The sequence below is a fragment of the Streptomyces sp. NPDC020681 genome (genome assembly GCF_044334895.1).
GTDB lineage: Bacteria > Actinomycetota > Actinomycetes > Streptomycetales > Streptomycetaceae > Streptomyces.
Genome location: NZ_JBIRTX010000002.1, coordinates 317,574 through 334,229 on the forward strand (window position 1 = coordinate 317,574; position 16,656 = coordinate 334,229).

15 protein-coding genes are annotated in these 16,656 nt (G+C 71.7%); 6 read left to right on the forward strand and 9 right to left on the reverse strand.

Annotation, left to right across the window (positions count from 1 at the left end; all coding sequences use genetic code 11):
- Positions 1 to 21: 21 nt before the first annotated feature.
- Positions 22 to 759 (reverse strand): SDR family NAD(P)-dependent oxidoreductase, encoded by a 738-nt coding sequence (locus ACH4YL_RS05040; RefSeq protein ID WP_398504936.1) that lies wholly within the window; start codon positions 757 to 759, stop codon positions 22 to 24.
- Positions 760 to 906: 147 nt separating this feature from the next.
- Here ACH4YL_RS05040 and ACH4YL_RS05045 point away from each other — a divergent pair, with 147 nt between their 5' ends.
- On the forward strand, positions 907 to 1,440 hold the full coding sequence (locus ACH4YL_RS05045; protein WP_398504938.1) for an FxLYD domain-containing protein: 534 nt from the start codon (positions 907 to 909) through the stop codon (positions 1,438 to 1,440).
- A 180-nt stretch (positions 1,441 to 1,620) separates the two neighbouring features.
- On the forward strand, positions 1,621 to 1,845 hold the full coding sequence (locus ACH4YL_RS05050; RefSeq protein WP_398504940.1) for a cold-shock protein: 225 nt from the start codon (positions 1,621 to 1,623) through the stop codon (positions 1,843 to 1,845).
- A 12-nt stretch (positions 1,846 to 1,857) separates the two neighbouring features.
- Here the strand turns inward: ACH4YL_RS05050 and ACH4YL_RS05055 are convergent, their stop codons facing one another.
- A complete protein-coding gene (locus tag ACH4YL_RS05055; protein ID WP_398504942.1) occupies positions 1,858 to 2,262 on the reverse strand; it encodes a DUF5997 family protein in 405 nt (134 codons plus the stop codon).
- A 58-nt stretch (positions 2,263 to 2,320) separates the two neighbouring features.
- Here ACH4YL_RS05055 and ACH4YL_RS05060 point away from each other — a divergent pair, with 58 nt between their 5' ends.
- Positions 2,321 to 3,082 (forward strand): LysR family substrate-binding domain-containing protein, encoded by a 762-nt coding sequence (locus ACH4YL_RS05060; RefSeq protein ID WP_398504944.1) that lies wholly within the window; start codon positions 2,321 to 2,323, stop codon positions 3,080 to 3,082.
- A 320-nt stretch (positions 3,083 to 3,402) separates the two neighbouring features.
- Positions 3,403 to 5,316 carry a protein-arginine deiminase domain-containing protein gene (locus tag ACH4YL_RS05065; RefSeq protein WP_398504946.1) on the forward strand — a complete coding sequence of 638 codons (1,914 nt, stop codon included), beginning with the start codon at positions 3,403 to 3,405 and terminating at the stop codon, positions 5,314 to 5,316.
- Positions 5,317 to 5,385: 69 nt separating this feature from the next.
- Here the strand turns inward: ACH4YL_RS05065 and ACH4YL_RS05070 are convergent, their stop codons facing one another.
- The 3 genes from ACH4YL_RS05070 to ACH4YL_RS05080 all read right to left on the reverse strand — a co-directional run bounded on the left by ACH4YL_RS05070 (position 5,386) and on the right by ACH4YL_RS05080 (position 11,299).
- Positions 5,386 to 7,899, reverse strand: a complete 2,514-nt coding sequence (locus tag ACH4YL_RS05070; protein ID WP_398504948.1) for a SpoIIE family protein phosphatase — start codon at positions 7,897 to 7,899, stop codon at positions 5,386 to 5,388.
- A 313-nt stretch (positions 7,900 to 8,212) separates the two neighbouring features.
- A complete protein-coding gene (locus tag ACH4YL_RS05075) occupies positions 8,213 to 9,523 on the reverse strand; it encodes a phytase (RefSeq protein WP_398504950.1) in 1,311 nt (436 codons plus the stop codon).
- Between the two features lie 756 nt (positions 9,524 to 10,279).
- Positions 10,280 to 11,299: a M28 family peptidase gene (locus ACH4YL_RS05080; RefSeq protein ID WP_398504951.1), complete on the reverse strand. Its 1,020-nt coding sequence runs from the start codon at positions 11,297 to 11,299 to the stop codon at positions 10,280 to 10,282.
- A gap of 127 nt (positions 11,300 to 11,426) precedes the next feature.
- Between ACH4YL_RS05080 and ACH4YL_RS05085 the strand changes: the two genes are divergently transcribed.
- Positions 11,427 to 11,921, forward strand: a complete 495-nt coding sequence (locus tag ACH4YL_RS05085) for a hypothetical protein (RefSeq protein ID WP_398504953.1) — start codon at positions 11,427 to 11,429, stop codon at positions 11,919 to 11,921.
- Between the two features lie 78 nt (positions 11,922 to 11,999).
- On the opposite strand, the gene ACH4YL_RS05090 is transcribed toward ACH4YL_RS05085, so the two are convergent.
- Positions 12,000 to 12,359 (reverse strand): hypothetical protein, encoded by a 360-nt coding sequence (locus tag ACH4YL_RS05090; protein ID WP_398504955.1) that lies wholly within the window; start codon positions 12,357 to 12,359, stop codon positions 12,000 to 12,002.
- 117 nt (positions 12,360 to 12,476) lie between these two features.
- On the opposite strand from ACH4YL_RS05090, the gene ACH4YL_RS05095 reads away from it, so the two are divergent.
- Entirely contained in the window at positions 12,477 to 13,217 is a 741-nt protein-coding gene (locus ACH4YL_RS05095; protein ID WP_398504957.1) for a PP2C family protein-serine/threonine phosphatase, read from the forward strand.
- Positions 13,218 to 13,258: 41 nt separating this feature from the next.
- On the opposite strand, the gene ACH4YL_RS05100 is transcribed toward ACH4YL_RS05095, so the two are convergent.
- From ACH4YL_RS05100 to ACH4YL_RS05110, 3 genes are all read right to left on the reverse strand, one after another.
- Positions 13,259 to 13,768, reverse strand: coding sequence for a hypothetical protein (locus ACH4YL_RS05100; RefSeq protein ID WP_398504958.1), 510 nt, complete (start codon positions 13,766 to 13,768; stop codon positions 13,259 to 13,261).
- Between the two features lie 124 nt (positions 13,769 to 13,892).
- The gene (locus ACH4YL_RS05105) at positions 13,893 to 15,647 is read right to left on the reverse strand and encodes a cation:proton antiporter (RefSeq protein WP_398504960.1); all 1,755 of its coding nucleotides are present in this window, start codon (positions 15,645 to 15,647) and stop codon (positions 13,893 to 13,895) included.
- Between the two features lie 106 nt (positions 15,648 to 15,753).
- Positions 15,754 to 16,647 (reverse strand): SDR family NAD(P)-dependent oxidoreductase, encoded by an 894-nt coding sequence (locus tag ACH4YL_RS05110; RefSeq protein WP_398504962.1) that lies wholly within the window; start codon positions 16,645 to 16,647, stop codon positions 15,754 to 15,756.
- Between the last annotated feature and the right edge of the window lie 9 nt (positions 16,648 to 16,656).

Genomic DNA, 16,656 nt, shown 5'->3' on the forward strand with positions numbered 1-16,656 from the left:
CCGCCCCCACATTCCTCTGCCCTACAGTCCGCCTGCCACCCGCAGAATCGCCCCCGTCGCATAGGAGGCGTCGTCGGACAGCAGCCAGGACACCGCCCCGGAGATTTCTTCGGGCTGCCCCGAGCGGCCTATCGGAATGGTCGTGGCCAGCCGTTCGGGCCGTTGTGGATCCTCGTGGAACTCGGTCCAAATGATTCCGGGCGCCACACAGTTGACCCGGATACCGTCGGCGGCCACCTCCTTGGCCAGCCCGACCGTCATGGTGTCGACGGCTGCCTTGGTGGCGGCGTAGTGGACGTACTGACCGGGGCTGCCCAGCGTTGCCGCGGCCGAGGAGATGTTGACGATGGCGCCGCCACCGGTCCGCGTCATGTCCCGCACGGCCCGCCGCGCGCACAGCAGATACCCCAGGACATTGACCTCCAAGGCGCTCCGCATGCCGCTCGGGTCAGCGTCTGCGAGGCGTCCGTTGGGGCCGCTGACGCCCGCGTTGTTCACCAGCCCGGTGACGGGACCGAGTTCGGCCGCTGCGGTCTCGAAGAGCCGGTCGACCGCGGCCTCGTCCGCGGTGTCCACCGGTACGGCCACACATCGGCGACCGGGCTCCCTGACCTCGGCCGCCACCGCTTCCGCGGCGGCTGCGTCGGAGCGGTAACCGATCACCACGTCATGCCCGTCGGCAGCCAGCCGCCGGCAGATCGCGGCTCCGATTCCACGGCTGCCCCCGGTGACGACTGTGACGTTCCGCTGCTCTTTCACGGGGATCACCCTAAGACTCGACGCGGCTCGGCCATGTGCCGCGGCCCCGTCCAGCCTTGCCGGGCCATTCGGGTGAACAGCCTCCACCACCACCGCCTCGACATGCGCCCGCGCCTGACCAGTCATTCACTGGCTGAGGGAGGTGTCATGGCCGGATACAGGATGCCGGGAAGCTGGAAGCGTCGTGCGGTCGGGGCCGTCGTCGCCGTGGGCGTCGCCGTCGGGGCGGCAGGCTGCACGGACGACAGCAGCAGCCCCTCGGACGTCGCGAGCAAAGCCGCGTCCGCCATCGAGTCCGCGGGCGCCGAGGTCACCGCGGCCGCGTCGTCACTGTCCTCCCAGGCGGCGGAGGCAGTGGAGTCCGCGACCACGGAGGCGCAGCGGAAGCTGGACGAGATCAAGGGCGGCGTGAACGCCAAGGACGTCGTGAAGCTCGGCGCCCCGCGCGCCGGCGGCGAGGGGCGGATCACCGTGACCGTCACGGCGACCAACGCCACCGACTCCGACAAGTCCTTTGCCGTGCAGGTCAACTTCCGGGACCAGGGCGGCAATCTCCTGGACACGGTCGTCGTCACGGTGCGCGACGTGGCGGCGGGCACCAGCGGCAATGCCACCGCGGTCAGCAACCGCAAGCTGTCCGGTGAGGTGAAGGCGGAGGTCGGCAGCGCGCTGAGGTACTGACCGCGCTGAGGCACTGACGCTGCGGCATGTCCGTGCGTACGCCTCCGACGCGGAGGCGCCTCCGGTTACGGCCGGCCGGGACTGCGCAGACAACTCCGGTCAACACTCCCGGTGTTGGCGAAGCGAGGTGCTCAGTACGACGGCACACACGGCACAAACCGGACCCGTAGGGTTCCACTCATGGTTACTGCGACTGTCCGCGAGTGGCACGAAGAGGAAGGGTGGGGCGTACTCGACTGCGCCGAGACGCCCGGCGGCTGCTGGGGCCACTTCTCCCACATCCAGATGGACGGGTTCCGCAGTCTGCTGCCCGGACAGCACGTGGACCTCGAATGGGAAGCCCCCGGCTTCAAACAGGACGGGTACGACTACCGCGCGGTGAGCATCGCGCCCCGGCCCGTCTGACGTCCGCAGAGGTCAGGAACGCGGTCCGCGGGGCTTCTCGTCCCGTTCCGCGTTCTTCTCCTTGATGCGCGCCGCTTCCTTCCGGACGTCCGCCTGGGTCGCGCGCTCCCGCTGCAGCCACTCGGGGCTTTCCTGCTTCAGCGCGTCGATCTGTTCCGTCGTGAGCGGGTCCGTGACTCCGCCGCGTGCGAGGCCCGCGATCGAGACACCCAGTTTCGCCGCGACCACCGGGCGGGGGTGCGGGCCGTTGCGTCGCAGTTCTTGCAGCCACTCCGGCGGGTCGGCCTGCAGTGCGTTCAGCTCGGCCCGCGAGACCACGCCCTCCTGGAATTCGGCGGGGGTGGCCTCGAGGTACACACCCAGCTTCTTTGCCGCGGTTGCGGGCTTCATCGTCTGGGTGGTCTGGTGCGACGTCATGGTGTCCAGGGTAACGAGCGTGTGCGCCGCCTCCGACCACGACCGATAGCCTGGTGAAGTGACAGGCTCGGATGCATCCCCTTCGTTCCGGCTCGCCTACGTCCCTGGCGTGACGCCCACGAAGTGGGTGCGGATCTGGAACGAGCGACTGCCCGACGTCCCCCTGACCCTCGTCCCGGTGTCCCCGGCCGAGGCGTTTGACCTGCTGCGGAGCGGCGGAGCGGACGCCGGTTTCGTACGTCTGCCGGTCGACCGGACCGACCTCAGCGCGATCCCTCTGTACACCGAGACGACCGTCGTCGTGGTCCCGAAGGACCACGTCATCGCGGCGGTCGACGAGGTCTCCGCGGAGGATCTGGCCGACGACATCGTGCTGCACCCCTTCGACGACACCCTCGACTGGGAACGACGGCCGGGACTGGCCGCGAACGAGCGCCCGGCCACGACGGCCGACGCCGTCGAGCTGGTGGCGGCGGGAGTGGGGCTGCTCGTCGTGCCGCAGTCGCTCGCCCGCCTGCACCATCGCAAGGACCTCACATATCGGCCGGTCTCCGACGCCCCCGAGTCGGGCGTCGCGCTGTCCTGGCCGCAGGACGCGACCACCGATCTGGTGGAGGACTTCATCGGCATCGTCCGCGGGCGGACCGTGAACAGCACACGGGGCCGTACGCAGGCACCGGCCGCGGCCCCGGCGACGCCGAAGCGCAAGCCCGTGGCCAGTAAGGCGAGTAAGGCCGGTAAGGCGACGGGCAAGAGTCCACGGAGCGGTTCCGGCGGCCCCAAGGGCGGCAAGCGGGGCAAGCCGCGCCGCCGGTCATAGCCACGCCGGTCGTAGCCACGCCGGTCATAGCCACGCCGGTCATAGCTACGCCGGTCACATCCCCGGCTGCGCGCGCCCGGACGACCAGCCGCATCACCGGGACACCGTGATCATCACCACCGGGCCCTCCGCCGGTGCTCCCCGCCCTCCGGGCTTCATGGAACAACGTCGCCAGTAGCGCACCGCGCGCGACGCGACGTCATGCCACGGGCTGACATCCCGACCGACCCCGGTATGAACCCCGTTCACTCAGGCAACCCATCCCCCGTCTCCGCCCCTCTTCCGGCTCGGTAGCTGACCACCACCAGAAGGGGCACATCTTGCGTACGAGTCATGCGAGACGAGCGGCGCTCGCCGTCACCATCGTCGGGGCCGTACTGGCCCCCGTGTCACCGGCGTTCGCCGCCGGTGAGCCGCAGGCCGATCTCCGGGCGGATGTGAACCGGGACGGGCGCGTGGACGTCGCCGGGGGGACGGATGCCGACGGGGAGGACACCTGGACCACTCAGCGCGGGGCGATATTTCTGCCCAACATCGATGACGACACCAAGCGGTGCGCCATCAAGGGCCCGGGTGGCAAGCCGCTGCCCGACGCCAAGCTCGCCGCGTGCAACGACGCCGCCGACACCACGGTGAACGGCTCCGACGACGCCGCCGATCTCGCGCGCGTCCGTTCCGTACCGATGGCAAAGCTGCCGAACACCGCGACCGGCACCCTCAAGGTCACGGCCGGGGCCAAGAACACCCGGGTCTTCGTCAAGCGCTCGACCGGCTGGGTCTGGGTCACCGCCAAGACCCGCCTGACAGCAGCCGAGTTGCGGGCCGGAGTGGAGCTCGGGGTCGAGAGCACCGATGTCATACGGGACGACAAGAAGTGGGGCGGCCGGGCCACCGTCCGGCTGACCGTCACGACCAACGGCAAGAGCAGCTCGGACGACATCACCCTCCGCGTCGCGCCGCTGCTCACCCACCACCATGTGCAGAACGCGCAGCAGCTCCTGGTCACCAAGGTGCCCGGGAAGGACGACTACGCACTGCGGAACCAGGCCTTCGTCAAGGGGCTCGCCGCCGAGGTCAAGTCCGCCGGGATCAGCAAGCCGTTGGTGACCTTCGACAAGTACCAGGACGTCTGGGCGCAGGACTTCGTCGAGCCCGGATACGTCAGCATGACCGGCCCCGGCGGACGGGCGCAGACCATGCGCATCATGCTGCGGTCGGCGCAGGCCGACCGTGAGGCCGGGCGGGAGCTCTTCGAGAAGCTGCGCGGCAACGGCGTCGGCGTCGTGCAGGTGTCCGGGGTCAAGGACACCGAGGAGTGGACCCTCAACTCCATGGGCAACCTGGAGACCATCCCTCCGTACGCGAACGGCGGCCGGTCCTTCCCCGCCGGGCGCATCATCATGGGCGAGCGCAAGGACAACGGCTCGAAGCCCGCGCTGGCGATGCGCACCCTGCTGAAGTCGCAGGGATTCCAGGACCCGTTGTTCCTCGACACCTCGTGGCTGCATGTCGGGCACGTCGACGAGTTCGTGCAGTTCCTGCCCGCGAACACCCCGCGTGGCTGGAAGCTCGCCATCGCCGACACCGACGCGGGGATCCAGCTGCTGCGCGATGCGCAGAAGGCCGGGAACGGCAAGACGAAGATGTTCTCCGTGCCCGGCAGCAAGGACCTGCCCGCGCCCAAGGAGACCATCGACCAGGCGCTCGCCTCGAAGTACCTGGTGGCCGACAACACCCTCGCCGCGCAGCGGATCGCGGCGAACCTCGCGACGCTCAAGCGCGAGACCGGTGTGACCGACGCCGAAATCGTCAAGGTGCCCGCGCTGTTCACGCGCGGCACGGACGAGGGCGAGCGCGGTGACCGGATGCCGCGGCTGTCGCGGATGGGAGCCGGCGAAGTCCCGGACGGGGTCCGGGAGTACGGGCAGCAGAAGGAGCTCGACCGGCACGCCGACCGCGCCGGAGCGGCGGAGACCGTGATGACCAGCGCGTACGTGCCGGGTGCGGTCAACGGCATCCTGCTCGGCCGGGACCGCTACCTCGCTCCGCGCCAGTGGGGTCCGGTCATCGGCGGCAAGGACATCTTCACCACCGCCGTGACCGCCGCGTACACGCAGGCCGGCATGAAGGTCTCGTACATCGACGACTGGCACACGTACCACGTCGGCATGGGCGAGATTCACTGCGGGACGAACACGCTGCGGGATGCTTCCGCCCCCTGGTGGAAGCTGTAGCAAGGCCCGGTATCAGGGCCCCGTATCAGGGCCCGGTGAAACGGCCTGGTGCGCACGTCTCTCCACTCTCTACGCGGAGGCGTGCGCACCGTCCTCCGGCGGGGACACCAGCGTCTCCGCCCACACCTGCTTCCCACCGCTCAGCGGCACCGAGCCGTACGACTCCGACACCGCCTCCACCAGCATGATCCCGCGGCCGCCCGTCGCCTCCCAGCTCACGCTCGCTGGTCTGACGGGCGCCCGCGGCGAGGAGTCGCTGACCGCCACCCGCAGCCGCTCTCCGGCCAGCATGAGGTCGAGGCGGATCTGGCCCTGCGTGTGTACGAGTGCGTTGGTGACCAGTTCGGAGACGATCAGCAGGATCGCGTCCCGCTCCTCCGCCACCCGCCACGCGCGCAGCGTGCGGGAGGTGAAACGGCGGGCGTGCGCGACCGCTTCCGGCAGTCGCCAGACCGTCCAGCCCGCGCGCAGCGGCCGGACTCCTATGCCGTCGTAGCGCAGCAGCAGCAGCGCCACGTCGTCGTCGCGGCGGTTGGCGCCGCCGAGCAGTTCGTCGGCCATCCGGCCGGGGTCGGTCGGGTCGGCGGTGGACAGTGCGCCGCACACGCGCCGCAGGCCGTCCTCCAGATGCAGGCTCGACGACTCGACCAGGCCGTCCGTGAGCAGCGCGAGCACCGCGCCCGGCGCCAGCGCGACCGCGGTCATCGGGAACTCCGCCTCCGCGAGCACGCCCAGCGGCGGCCCGCCCTCGACGGTCAGCTCCCGTGTGCTTCCTTCCGGGCTGCGCAGTAAGGGCGGCAGATGCCCCGCCCGTACGCACCAGGCGTTGCCCTCCTCCATGTCGATGGCGACATAGCAGCAGGTGGCGAAGAGGTCGGTCTCCATGCCGACAAGCAGCCGGTTGGCGAGCGAGACGACGACGTCCGGCGGATGGCCCTCGACGGCATAGGCCCGGATCGCCGTGCGCATCTGGCCCATGATCGTCGCCGCGCCGGCGTTGTGGCCCTGCACGTCGCCGACGACCAGCGCGACATGGTTCTCGGAGAGCGGGATGACGTCGTACCAGTCGCCGCCGACCTCGAGTCCCACCGTCGCGGGCAGATAGCGGGCGACGGCCAGTCCGCCGGGCAGGCGCGGGAGTTTCCGCGGCAGCAGGCTGCGCTGGAGCATCGTGGCGAGTTCGTGCTCGGCGTCGAAGGCGTGGGCGCGCACCAGCGCCTGGCCGACCAGGCCCGCGGTCGCGGTGAGGAGCGAGCGTTCCTCCGGGCCGAACTCGTGCGGCTCGTCCCAGCCGACCAGGCACGCGCCGACCACCCGGCCCTCGGCCGGCAGCGGCAGTACCGCGAGACCGCCGGGGCCGACGCCGTGCAGGCCCGGTTCGAGTGCGGAGCCCGCCGTCCACAGGCTGGCGCGGCCCTCGCGCAGTGCGGCCTCCAGCGTGGGCAGGGCGTACGCGGGTGCGTCGGGCCACTCGGAGCGCCATTCGGAACGCCACAGCTCCGGCCAGTCGTCCGGCTCCGGCGGGTCGAGGACGGTGACCACCAGCCGGTCCGCCTCGAGTTCGGCGAGCGCCACCCGGTCCGCGCCCAGCGGGTCGCGCAGCGCCGCGACGACCGCGCGGCTCACGTCCCGTACGGTCATCGCCCCGGCCAGGGCGACCGACAGCCGCTGCACCCGGGAGACCTCGTCGCCGCCGGCCCGCAGGTGCGAGGCGTCGGCGAGCACGCCGAGCACCCGCTCCGGCTTGCCTTGACCGTCCACCAGCACCCGGCAGCGCAGCCGCAGCCAGCGCAGCTCGCCGTTGGGGCGGCGGATGCGGAACTCCAGTTCGCGGCCGCCGGAGGTGGTGCGGCCCGGTTCGACGATCGACATCAGCGCGTGCAGGTCGTCGGGGACGGTGTGTGCGAGCAGGGTCTCCACGCGTCCGTCGAAGTCGCCCTGCGGGATGTCGACGAGGTCGAGGACCTGGCTGTCCGCGTCGATCTGGCCGCTGCTCAGGACGAGCGTGAACTTGCCGACGCGCAGCCGGTCCAGCGCCGGGCCGAGCACCGGCCGGGCCCGGGAGCCCGGTGTGCCCGGTTCGGCGCCCGTACGCCCGATCGGGTGGGCGCCCAGCTCGCCGCCGGCCTCGAGGAAGGCGGTGACCTGGTCGGCGTACAGCTCCAGAAAGCTGCGCCGGTCCTGGTCGAAGCCCTCAGGTTCGTCGTCCACGACGACCAGGCAGCCGAGTGCGCTGCCGTTCCCGCCGAGCGGCAGTGCGCCGACCGAGATGTCGGCCGGCGGCGGCGCCTCCGGATGCTCGCCGTACGCGACAAGGCCCGCCGCGTTCAGCCAGAGCGGGCGGCCGGCGCGGAAGGCGTCCACGACTGGACCGTGACCGGACAGGGGGTAGCTGGGCGAGAGGCCGTACCGGGCCGTGGAGCCGCCGGACGACTCCGCCAGCTGGAGGCAGTCGTTCTTCTTGCCCAGCACATAGACAGCGGCCAGCGCCGCCCCGCCGAATACCCGGATCCGCTCTCTCACAGTCCGCAGCGCCTCCATGGCCGGATGTGGACGCGATTCGGTGGCGGCATCGCCGGACATGTCATCGTTCCTCGCCTCCGACGGTCTCACGGCGAAGCGGCCCTACGAGGCGGCCCGCCCACCTCGTCGCGCGCCCGGACCAGTCGCTTCCAGCCTAGGGAAGGTGGGCGTCGCGTGCGGTGCTTCTGCGGGTGTTCCGGGGCTTTGGGCCTCGTGGGACGGGATTGCCCTGCCAGTACAGACCCGGTTTTCGGGCCGCACTGACAGGGTGTGGATGCATGGTCGACAGAGAGTTGCCGAACGGCGGAAACCGGCCTCGGCCCCGGACTCGGTCGGCTTCGGACCCGGGCTCGGTCCCGCCCTCGCTCGGGCCTCAGTCGTCGACGGCGTCCAGGACGTCGCCGAGGCTCACGAACTTGAAGCCGGTGGCCTCCCGGTCGCCCTCGACCGGAGTGTCGTGGCCGTCCTGGACGACAAGCAGACCGCGCGGGTACTTCTTGCCGAGCGGCGCGTTGAGCACGGCCGCGCCGTCGCACTCCTCGGATCCGTCGACCGTCCCGGTGGCGGCGACGCGGAAGCCGCCTTCGTACTCGTTGTCGTCCTTCAGCTCGCGGTCGTACAGCGCGAAAGTGTTGTCGCCCTGGCTGGAGGCGAGCAGATAGCCGTCGCCGTCGGACTCGGTGAGCAGGGTCAGCCCTTCGACGTCGGCGGAGATGCGGGTGCCGCCGAAGCCCGGGTCGGCGCCCGGGGCGCACTCCTCGGTCTCCTCGTCGTAGACGCCCGGTACGCCGAACTCGCGGACCTTGTCCACGAGTTGGGGCTTGCCGGTGAGGTCGGCGCGGATCCGCCAGATGCCGATGTCCTCCTGACCGGCGTAGAGCACCCCGTTGGCGGGGTCGACGACCATGCCCTCGACCTGCGGCAGTTCGCCGGGCTCGGCGCAGGGGGTCCAGGACGTGCCGTTCGGCAGCCGGAAGGCGGACGGCAGGTCGATCGTGCGCAGCTTGCGGTAGCCGACGGTGCCGCCGGGCTTCGCGGTCAGCTCCAGCAGCGCGACGCTGGTCCTGTTGCGCTGACTGACCAGCGCGTATGTGCGTCCGCTCGTACGGTCGGTCCAGGTGGCGAGGCCGTAAACGGTCCTCTGGTCGTTGATCTCGTCCTGGTCGGCCGAGAACACGGGCGCGGCGGCGGGGTCGGTGATGTCGGTGAGCGGCGTACGGCTGTTGCCGTTGATGCGGTAGAAGCGCAGCCGGTCCTGGCCGCGGTCGGTGGTCACGGCGATGTCGGCCCGCCCGGACGTCAGCCGCAGACCGTGGACGAGGTCCACGTTGTTGAACCTGCCCGGTGCGTCGTCCGGACCCGGCGCGGCGGGCGCGGGGATGGACTGCACTGTGCGGGCGTCGAGGTCGAAGACCCGAAGCCCGCCTTCCTTGGCGGTGGCGACGACGAGGCTCCGGCCGGGGTCGGCGGCGTTGCGCCAGATCGCGGGGTCGTCGGCGTTGGCGTTGCCGCCTGCCTCGTCGTCGTAGAGCGTGGCGGTCTCGGCTCGCGGCGTGACCGCGGGCAGTGGTTCGGAGGCATGGTTGCGCGCCTCGGCGGGCGTGGCCGCGGCGAGTGCGGCGATCGCCGCGAGAGCGGTGCCGAGGACGAGGGCGGCCGGCTGTGCAGAGCGGGGCCTGCTCACGAATGCGCTCCTAAGTCGGTAAGCGGATGTCAGGAACCGGATGTCAGGAAACCGGATGTCGGGAACATGACGATTGCTCAGGTGAGCGTGGAAGCAGGGGGTGGCGGTGGGGCGTACGGGAGGCGATTCCCGCGTGTGGGGGCCGTGAATTCGACGATGCGCGGTGGTACGGCCGGTTGGCCGGCGGGATGCGGCGTGCGGCTGTCGGCCCACCGGGCCACGGGACACGGCCAGTTGGCGCGGCGTCCGACGCGCGGCGGCACCGCCGGCCGGCAGGGCGGGCGGGAAGGGAACGGGCGCGGCCTGGCCGCCCGCCGCACCGCGCCTCAGCGGCCGTCGGCCGGTGTGGCCAGGACACGGCGGCGCGCGGCGGCACGGCGGTTGGCCAGCGGGATGCCGCGCACCGCCGTCGGCCCACCGGGCCACCAGACGCCGTCAGTTGGCGCGGCGTCCGATGCGCGGCGGCACCGCCGGTTGGGCGGCGGGATGCGGCGTGCGCCACCGGCGCGGACAGTTGGCGCCGCGGCGACGCACCGCGCCGCCGCTGGCCGGCAGGGCGGGAAGAGAACGGTCGCGGTCAGGCCGCCGCTGGCCGGCAGGGCGGGAAGAGAACGGTCGCGGTCAGGCCGCCGACCGGCCGGCAGGGCGGGAAGGGAACGGGCGCGGCCTGCCTGCCCGCCGCACCGCGCCTCCGGAGCCGTCAGCCGGTGGCCAGGGCACTGACAACGCGAAGCGCCAAGTCACCGCAGACCGGCGTCAGTTGGCGGGCCAGGACACCGCCGTCGTCGCCGTTGCCACCGACACCGTCGTCAGGCGGGCGTAGTCGAGCGTGTCCGGGGTGTCCGTCGGGCGGTGGTAGTTGGGGTTGCGGAAGTTGGCCGTGTTCGTGAGCATCAGGGCCGGGATTCCCGCGTTCCAGAAGGACGCGTGGTCGCTGCGGCCCAGGTGGTTCATCGGGGGAACCGCAAGGCCGATGAGCGCGCCCAGCGGGCCGTCGGGGCGCGGATCGCGCAGGGTGACGACCGGGAGCGGCGGGTCCATGGACTTTGCCGCGTGGCGCCAGAGCGCCGCCGCGGGGGCCGTCGAGCGGCGGTGGACAACCAGCGTGAAGTCGCCGCGGCGGCCGGATGAGCGGACTTCGGCGGCCACGGCGGGAAACGCCCTGGCGAAGCCGGGTGGCATCCGCTGCGTACCGGGACCGGTCGCGAAGCAGCCGACGGACTCCAGGCAGATCATGCCCGCCACCCGCCGCCCGGCCCGACGGGCCCGACGGGCCGCGACCCGGGAGCCGATCATCCCCAGTTCCTCCATGTCGAAGATCATGAGCGTGACGGCGGGCTGTTGCGGCAGAGCGCCGAGGAGGCGGGCGACCTCCAGCAGCGCGGCGACTCCGGACGCGTTGTCGTCGGCGCCGGGGCTGCCGTCGACCGTGTCCAGATGCGCTCCGACGATCACGGTGGGCCGGGAGTCGCCGCCCGGAAGCCGGGCCACCAGGTTCGCCCCGGCCAGCCGCCGGTGCAGCCGGAGCCCGAGCGCGACGGCACGGCTGCCGGGACGGTCCGCGGAGCCGAGCCGCCACCGGACGTCGAACGGCTGCCGCTCCGTCCGCCAGCCTGCCGCGGCCAGCTCACGGGTCACATACGCCTCGGCCCGCCGCATCGCCTCGGGCTCGCGCATCCGGCTGCGCGGCCGGTCGGCGAGGAACTCGACATCGCCGCGCAAACGCTGCGAGTCGGCGCGCAGGCCCAGTTCGCGTACGAGGTCCGTGGCGTCCATGGCACCGATGGTCGCGTACGTCCCCGATCCGCGCCCCTCCTGACATCTGTCAGGACCGCGGGCCCCGCCCCGCTGGCTAGCGTCACGCCTCGTACCAGGCCGTATCTGTCGAGGAGAACACCGAACCGTGGCACGTATCCGTAAAGCACTCACCGCGGCGGTCACCAGCGTCGCCGCCCTGTCCGCGGTGCTGGTCGCCGCTCCCACAGCCTCCGCCTACGACGGCTCGCCCTGCCACTCGCCGACCAACCGCCAGTTGACCAACCCGTACAACGGCCTGACCTTGAACCAAGAGGTCAAGTACTGCCCGCTGTGGCGCGGCAACGTGCCGGTGTACGCCGGCCGGGACGCCAACAGCGCCGTCGTCGGATACCTGACGTACGGCGGTTCCTCGAACTGGTTCGTCTACGAGAAGCAGGGCGGCACCGTCAGCCTCAGCGGCGGCGTCAACAACTGGTGGGCCAGCACGCTGGCCGACAACGGCCAGTGGGGCTGGGTCCCGGAGGTCTACTTCTCCGGCGGCGACAACTACGAGAGCGACGCGGGGCTGTACGAGCCCGGCGACGTTGCCTGCGTCTGGCCCTGCGACGCGTACCGCCCCACGCCGCCGTGGCGAGCCTGATTCCGTAGGCCGGTCGGGGGACCGGGCGCGCCGGCGGCACGGGGGCCGTCGGCGCGCCCGGCGTGAACTGCCTCTGGATCAGGCGGGCTGCTTCACGCAGGTGCCGACCACATAGCCGGTGACGCCGTGACGGGTCACCTTGACCCAGCGCTTGCTGGTGATGTTGCACTTCGTGTACTCGCCGCCGTAGTACATCCGGCACGGCGAAGGAGCGGTCTCCCCCTTGTTCAGCTGGGCAAGTGCCGTGCCGCTGGTGCTCGTTCGGTCGCGGATGATCACCGTCTCGAATGCCTTCGCCGTACAGCCCGCCGCGGAGGCGGTGACCGCGACGGTCTCCGTCGCGGAGGCGGGTCCGCCGGCGATGATCGTGGTGCCGACCAGTGCGGCGGACATCGCGGCGGACATCAAGGTCGCGCCGAAGATCCGGCGTGCGCGCATATCTGTTGCTCCCCGTATTTCGTTGACGCGGGCATGCCGCCCGCCCGTGCACGGGGAAGACTAGATCCACAGGCGGAAGACTCTGCCCCGGTCCCTTCGGAGCGGGACACTTGTGGTGTGCCGTACATAGCCGTGACCGCCCTGAGTCACGCGGGTCTGCTCCGCGACCACAACGAGGACAGCCTCGTCGTCGGGCCGTGGACTCTGTGCGGCACGGTGACCGAGAACCCCCAGACCCTGCTGTTCCCGGTCGGCTCACCCCTCGTCGTCGCGGTCGCCGACGGCCTCGGCGGGCATCCGGCCGGCGAGGTGGCCAGCGCGCTCGTCGTCCGGCGGATCGCCGCGCTCGGCCCTTCGCTGGACGACGAGGAGACACTCGGTGACGCCCTGGAACTCTGCAACCACGTCGTGTACTCGGCCGCGGTGGACGATCCCGATCTGCTGGCCATGGGGACGACGGTCGCGGGGGTCGTCGTCCTGGAGAAGTCGCTGATGGTGTTCAACGTCGGCGACAGCAAGGTGTACGACGCGACTCCCGGCGAACTGCGCCAGGTGAGCGTGGACGACAGCCCGCCGCCGGCGCCGGGACGGCGCACCACGTCGGCGGTCACCCAGACCCTCGGCGGCAGCCCGGACTTCAGAGCCGTCACACCGCATCTGGCGTTGTTCCCGCTGTCCCCCGGCGACCGCTATCTGATCTGCAGCGACGGTCTCACCGATCCGGTGCCGGACGAGGAGATCGACGCCCTGCTGCGGGTGCACGACGACGGCCGCGCGACCTACGAGCTGTGGAAGGCGGCCATCGAGGCCGGCGGCCCCGACAACATCACGCTCGCGCTGGTCCGCCTCGGCGAGTAGGCGCGGCGAGTGTGCCGCAACAAGTAGGCGCGGCGAGGAGGTCAGCCCGCGGTGGCCTTGCGCCCGTGCTTCGGGTGGTACGCGGCCAGCGCCCACAGCACGAAGACGTTCATCGCGATCATCAGCACCGACCAGAACGGCGCGTACGGCAGGAACAGGAACTGGACCACGATGCCGAGCGAGGCGAAGAACATCCCCACGTGGCGCGCCAGGCCCACGCCTCTGAGCAGACCCACGCCCGTGAGGGCCGCGAGGACGCCGACGATCAGGTGGACCCAGCCCCAGCCGGTGAGGTGGAGCTCGTAGACGTAGGACCCGATGCTGCTGTAGACGTCGTCGCCGGCGATCGCGGCTATGCCCTGGAGGATCGCGAGCACGCCGTCCACGAGCAGCAGGATGCCGGCGAAGAGATAGCCCGTCTCCGCCCAGGCGCTTTCCGGGTCGGGGGCCGGAGCCGGGGACGAGAGCCCGTCGGCGCGCTGCCACGGCTGGTCTGCGCCGCCCATGCCGCCACTCGACGGGGTTCCTGAAGCGTGCGGTTCCTGACTCATTCGGCCCGACCATCCTTAGGAGCGGTGTGCTGCGGGTACCGGCTTCCGAGCCTGCGGCGGAGGCGGACGGGCGGCGATCCGGCGGCGGCCAGTCGGGTGACGGCCCGCGCGGTGACGGCCGGGGTTACGGGCGGCGTGGGCCCAGCAGTACCAGCAGGTCCGTGTCCTTGATCTGCGGCGCTTCGGCCGCCGGAGTGAGCGCGCCCTGAGCGTCCACCGTGAACAGCAGGTCGTGGGCCTCCGGGACGCCGTCCGCGCCGCGCCGGGTGACGACGCGCGCGCCTTGTGCGTAACGGCGGGACACTTCCGCGGCGTGCAGTTCGTCGCCGAAGACCGTCCGGTCGCCGGTGAAAGGCGCGACGACCGCGCCGCCGTGCGGTGCGTGCGCGAGCCGGTACACCGGCGGGGCTTCGTCGTCGGACCCGAGCACGGCGGAGGCGAGCGCGTTGAAGTCGTCGTCCGCGGTGAGCAGGAGTACGGACGTGATGCCTTCCAGGACCGCGCCCTTGCCGGTGGCGTAGCCCAGCAGCTCGCCCGGGGCGAGTTCGAGGCCCGCCCCGGCGATGCGTTCGCGACGGCCTTCCTCCCCCGCCCACATCACGACGCCGAGCCCGGCCGCCTTCAGCGCGCTGCCCAGCTCCACCACCCACATGTCCCCGCCGACCAGCAGCGGACGTGAGCGGGCGCTGCGTACGACGCCCAGCCGGCGGGCCGCCGGGACCGCGGTCAGACCGTAGAGCGTCACCGTCGCGACGATCACCACGAACGTGGCCGGAAGGATCTTCGTGGCCCCGCCCACTCCCTTGTCGGCGAGTGTCGCCGAGAACGCCGACGCCGTGGACGCGGCGACGATGCCCCGCGGGGCCATCCAGCCGATGAAGGCCCGCTCGCCGCGCGCGAGATCGGTGCCGTACGTCGCCGCCGCGGTCACCAGCGGCCTGACCACGCACACCAGCACCGCCACCAGCACCAGCGTCGGCAGGACCACATGGCGCAGCGAGGCCGGAGTGACCGTGGCGGAGATGGAGATGAAGAGCAGTCCGACGATCTGCGTCACCAGGGTCTCGAAGAACGGATGCCGGGCCGGTACGTCCAGCCCCGGCAGATTCGCCACCGCCACGCCCATCACGATGGCGGCGATGAGTCCCGTGTCGTCCCGTACGGCGTCGCAGAGCGCGGCCACCCCGACGACCGCGGCGAACTGGGCGGATGTGCCGAGCACTTCGCCCAGCGGCAGCCGGGTCAGCAGCACCCACAGCACCGCGGCCCCGACGGCGCCGCCGGCAAGACCGATCGCGGTGCTGACCGCGAAACCTCCCACGACACGGCCCACGCTCTCGTTTCCGCCGTTCAGCACCGCGTGGAAGACCAGCGCGCCGAGGATGCCGCCCACGGCGTCGATCAGGGATCCCTCCCAGACGAGGATGCGCTGCAGCCGCTCCGAAGGCCGTACGAAACTCAGCAGCGGTCCGACCACGGTCGGCCCGGAGACGACGAGGATCGCGCCCAGCATGAGGGCCGCCCGGTCGGACAGGCCGAGGAGCGGCGCCGCGGTGAACGCGACGACGGCCGTCGTGAGGAGTGTGCCGATCCAGATCAGCCGGACCACGACGCGGCGGGTGTGGCCGGTCAGTTTCCGCAGGTCGAGGCCGAGGCCCGCGTCGTACAGCACGACTGCCACCGCGAGCGAGACCAGCGGCGGGAAGGCGTCGCCGAGCAGGCGGTTGGGGTCGATGTCGTCGGTCAGCGCGCCGGCGGCGAAGCCGACCGGGAGCAGGACGATGATGGCCGGAATCCTGAGCAGCGTCGCCAGGATCTGGGACCCGGCGGCGAGCACGACGGTCAGCCCGATGCCGGCGAGGATCTCCTGCGTCGTCACCGCCGGCGCCTCCCGCTCCCGATCTCGCTTCCGCCTCCCGGTCCCGTTCTGGAATCCGACCACGGGCGGCCGGCGCGCGCATGCCGGGCACCGCCCTGGCGCCCGGTCAGCTCACGCGCGGCGTGAGCAGATCCGCGAGGCCGAGCCGGTCGAGGAACTGCGCCCGGACGCGGTCGGCGACATCGCTGACCTCCTGCGAACCGTCGTCACTGGGATCGACATGGACGCGGAACGGGCGCTCCCCGCGCGGCGCTTCGACCACCGAGACGATGGCGTCGGCGACGGCGGACACATCGGCGTCCGGCGGCGCGAGCGCGGCGAGCCGTGCCCCGACCTGCTCGTTCAGACCGGCGTAGAACTTCTCGTACGCGGCCGCGGTGTTCTGGTCGGCCGGGCGGCCGCCGTTGGCGAAGTGGTTGGTGCCGGAGGTGAAGGCGCCGGGCACCACGATGGACGTCTCGACGCCGAAGCGGGCCAGCTCGGCGGCGTAGCTGACGGCGAGCGCGTCCATCGCCGCCTTCGCCGCGAAGTACGGGGCCAGATACGGCGGAGTGCCGCCGCGGGTGCTGGTGGAGCCGACCCAGAGCAGCAGGCCGTGGCCCTGGGCGCGCAGCCGCGGCAGGGCGGCGCGGTTGACGCGCTGGGTGCCGAGGACGTTGGTGTCGTAGACGGCGGCGATCTCCTCCGGCGTGAAGGCCTCTGTCGGACCGGTGACCATATGGCCGGCGTTGTGGACGACGACGTCGATGCCCGGCGTCTCGGCGAGCACACGCTCGACTGCGGCGTCCACGGAGGACTGCGAGAGCACGTCGAGTTCGACCGTACGGAGGTCTTCGCGGTGCTCGGCGGCGTACACGGCGGCCTCGTCCGCCCGGGCCGCATTGCGGCCGGCGAGGTCGCGCATGCCCGCGTACACGGTGTGGCCGGCGCGGGCCAGGGCCCGCGCGGCGAGCGCACCGAATCCGCTGGACGCGCCGGTGATGAGGATCGTCCGGCTCATTGCTCGTTG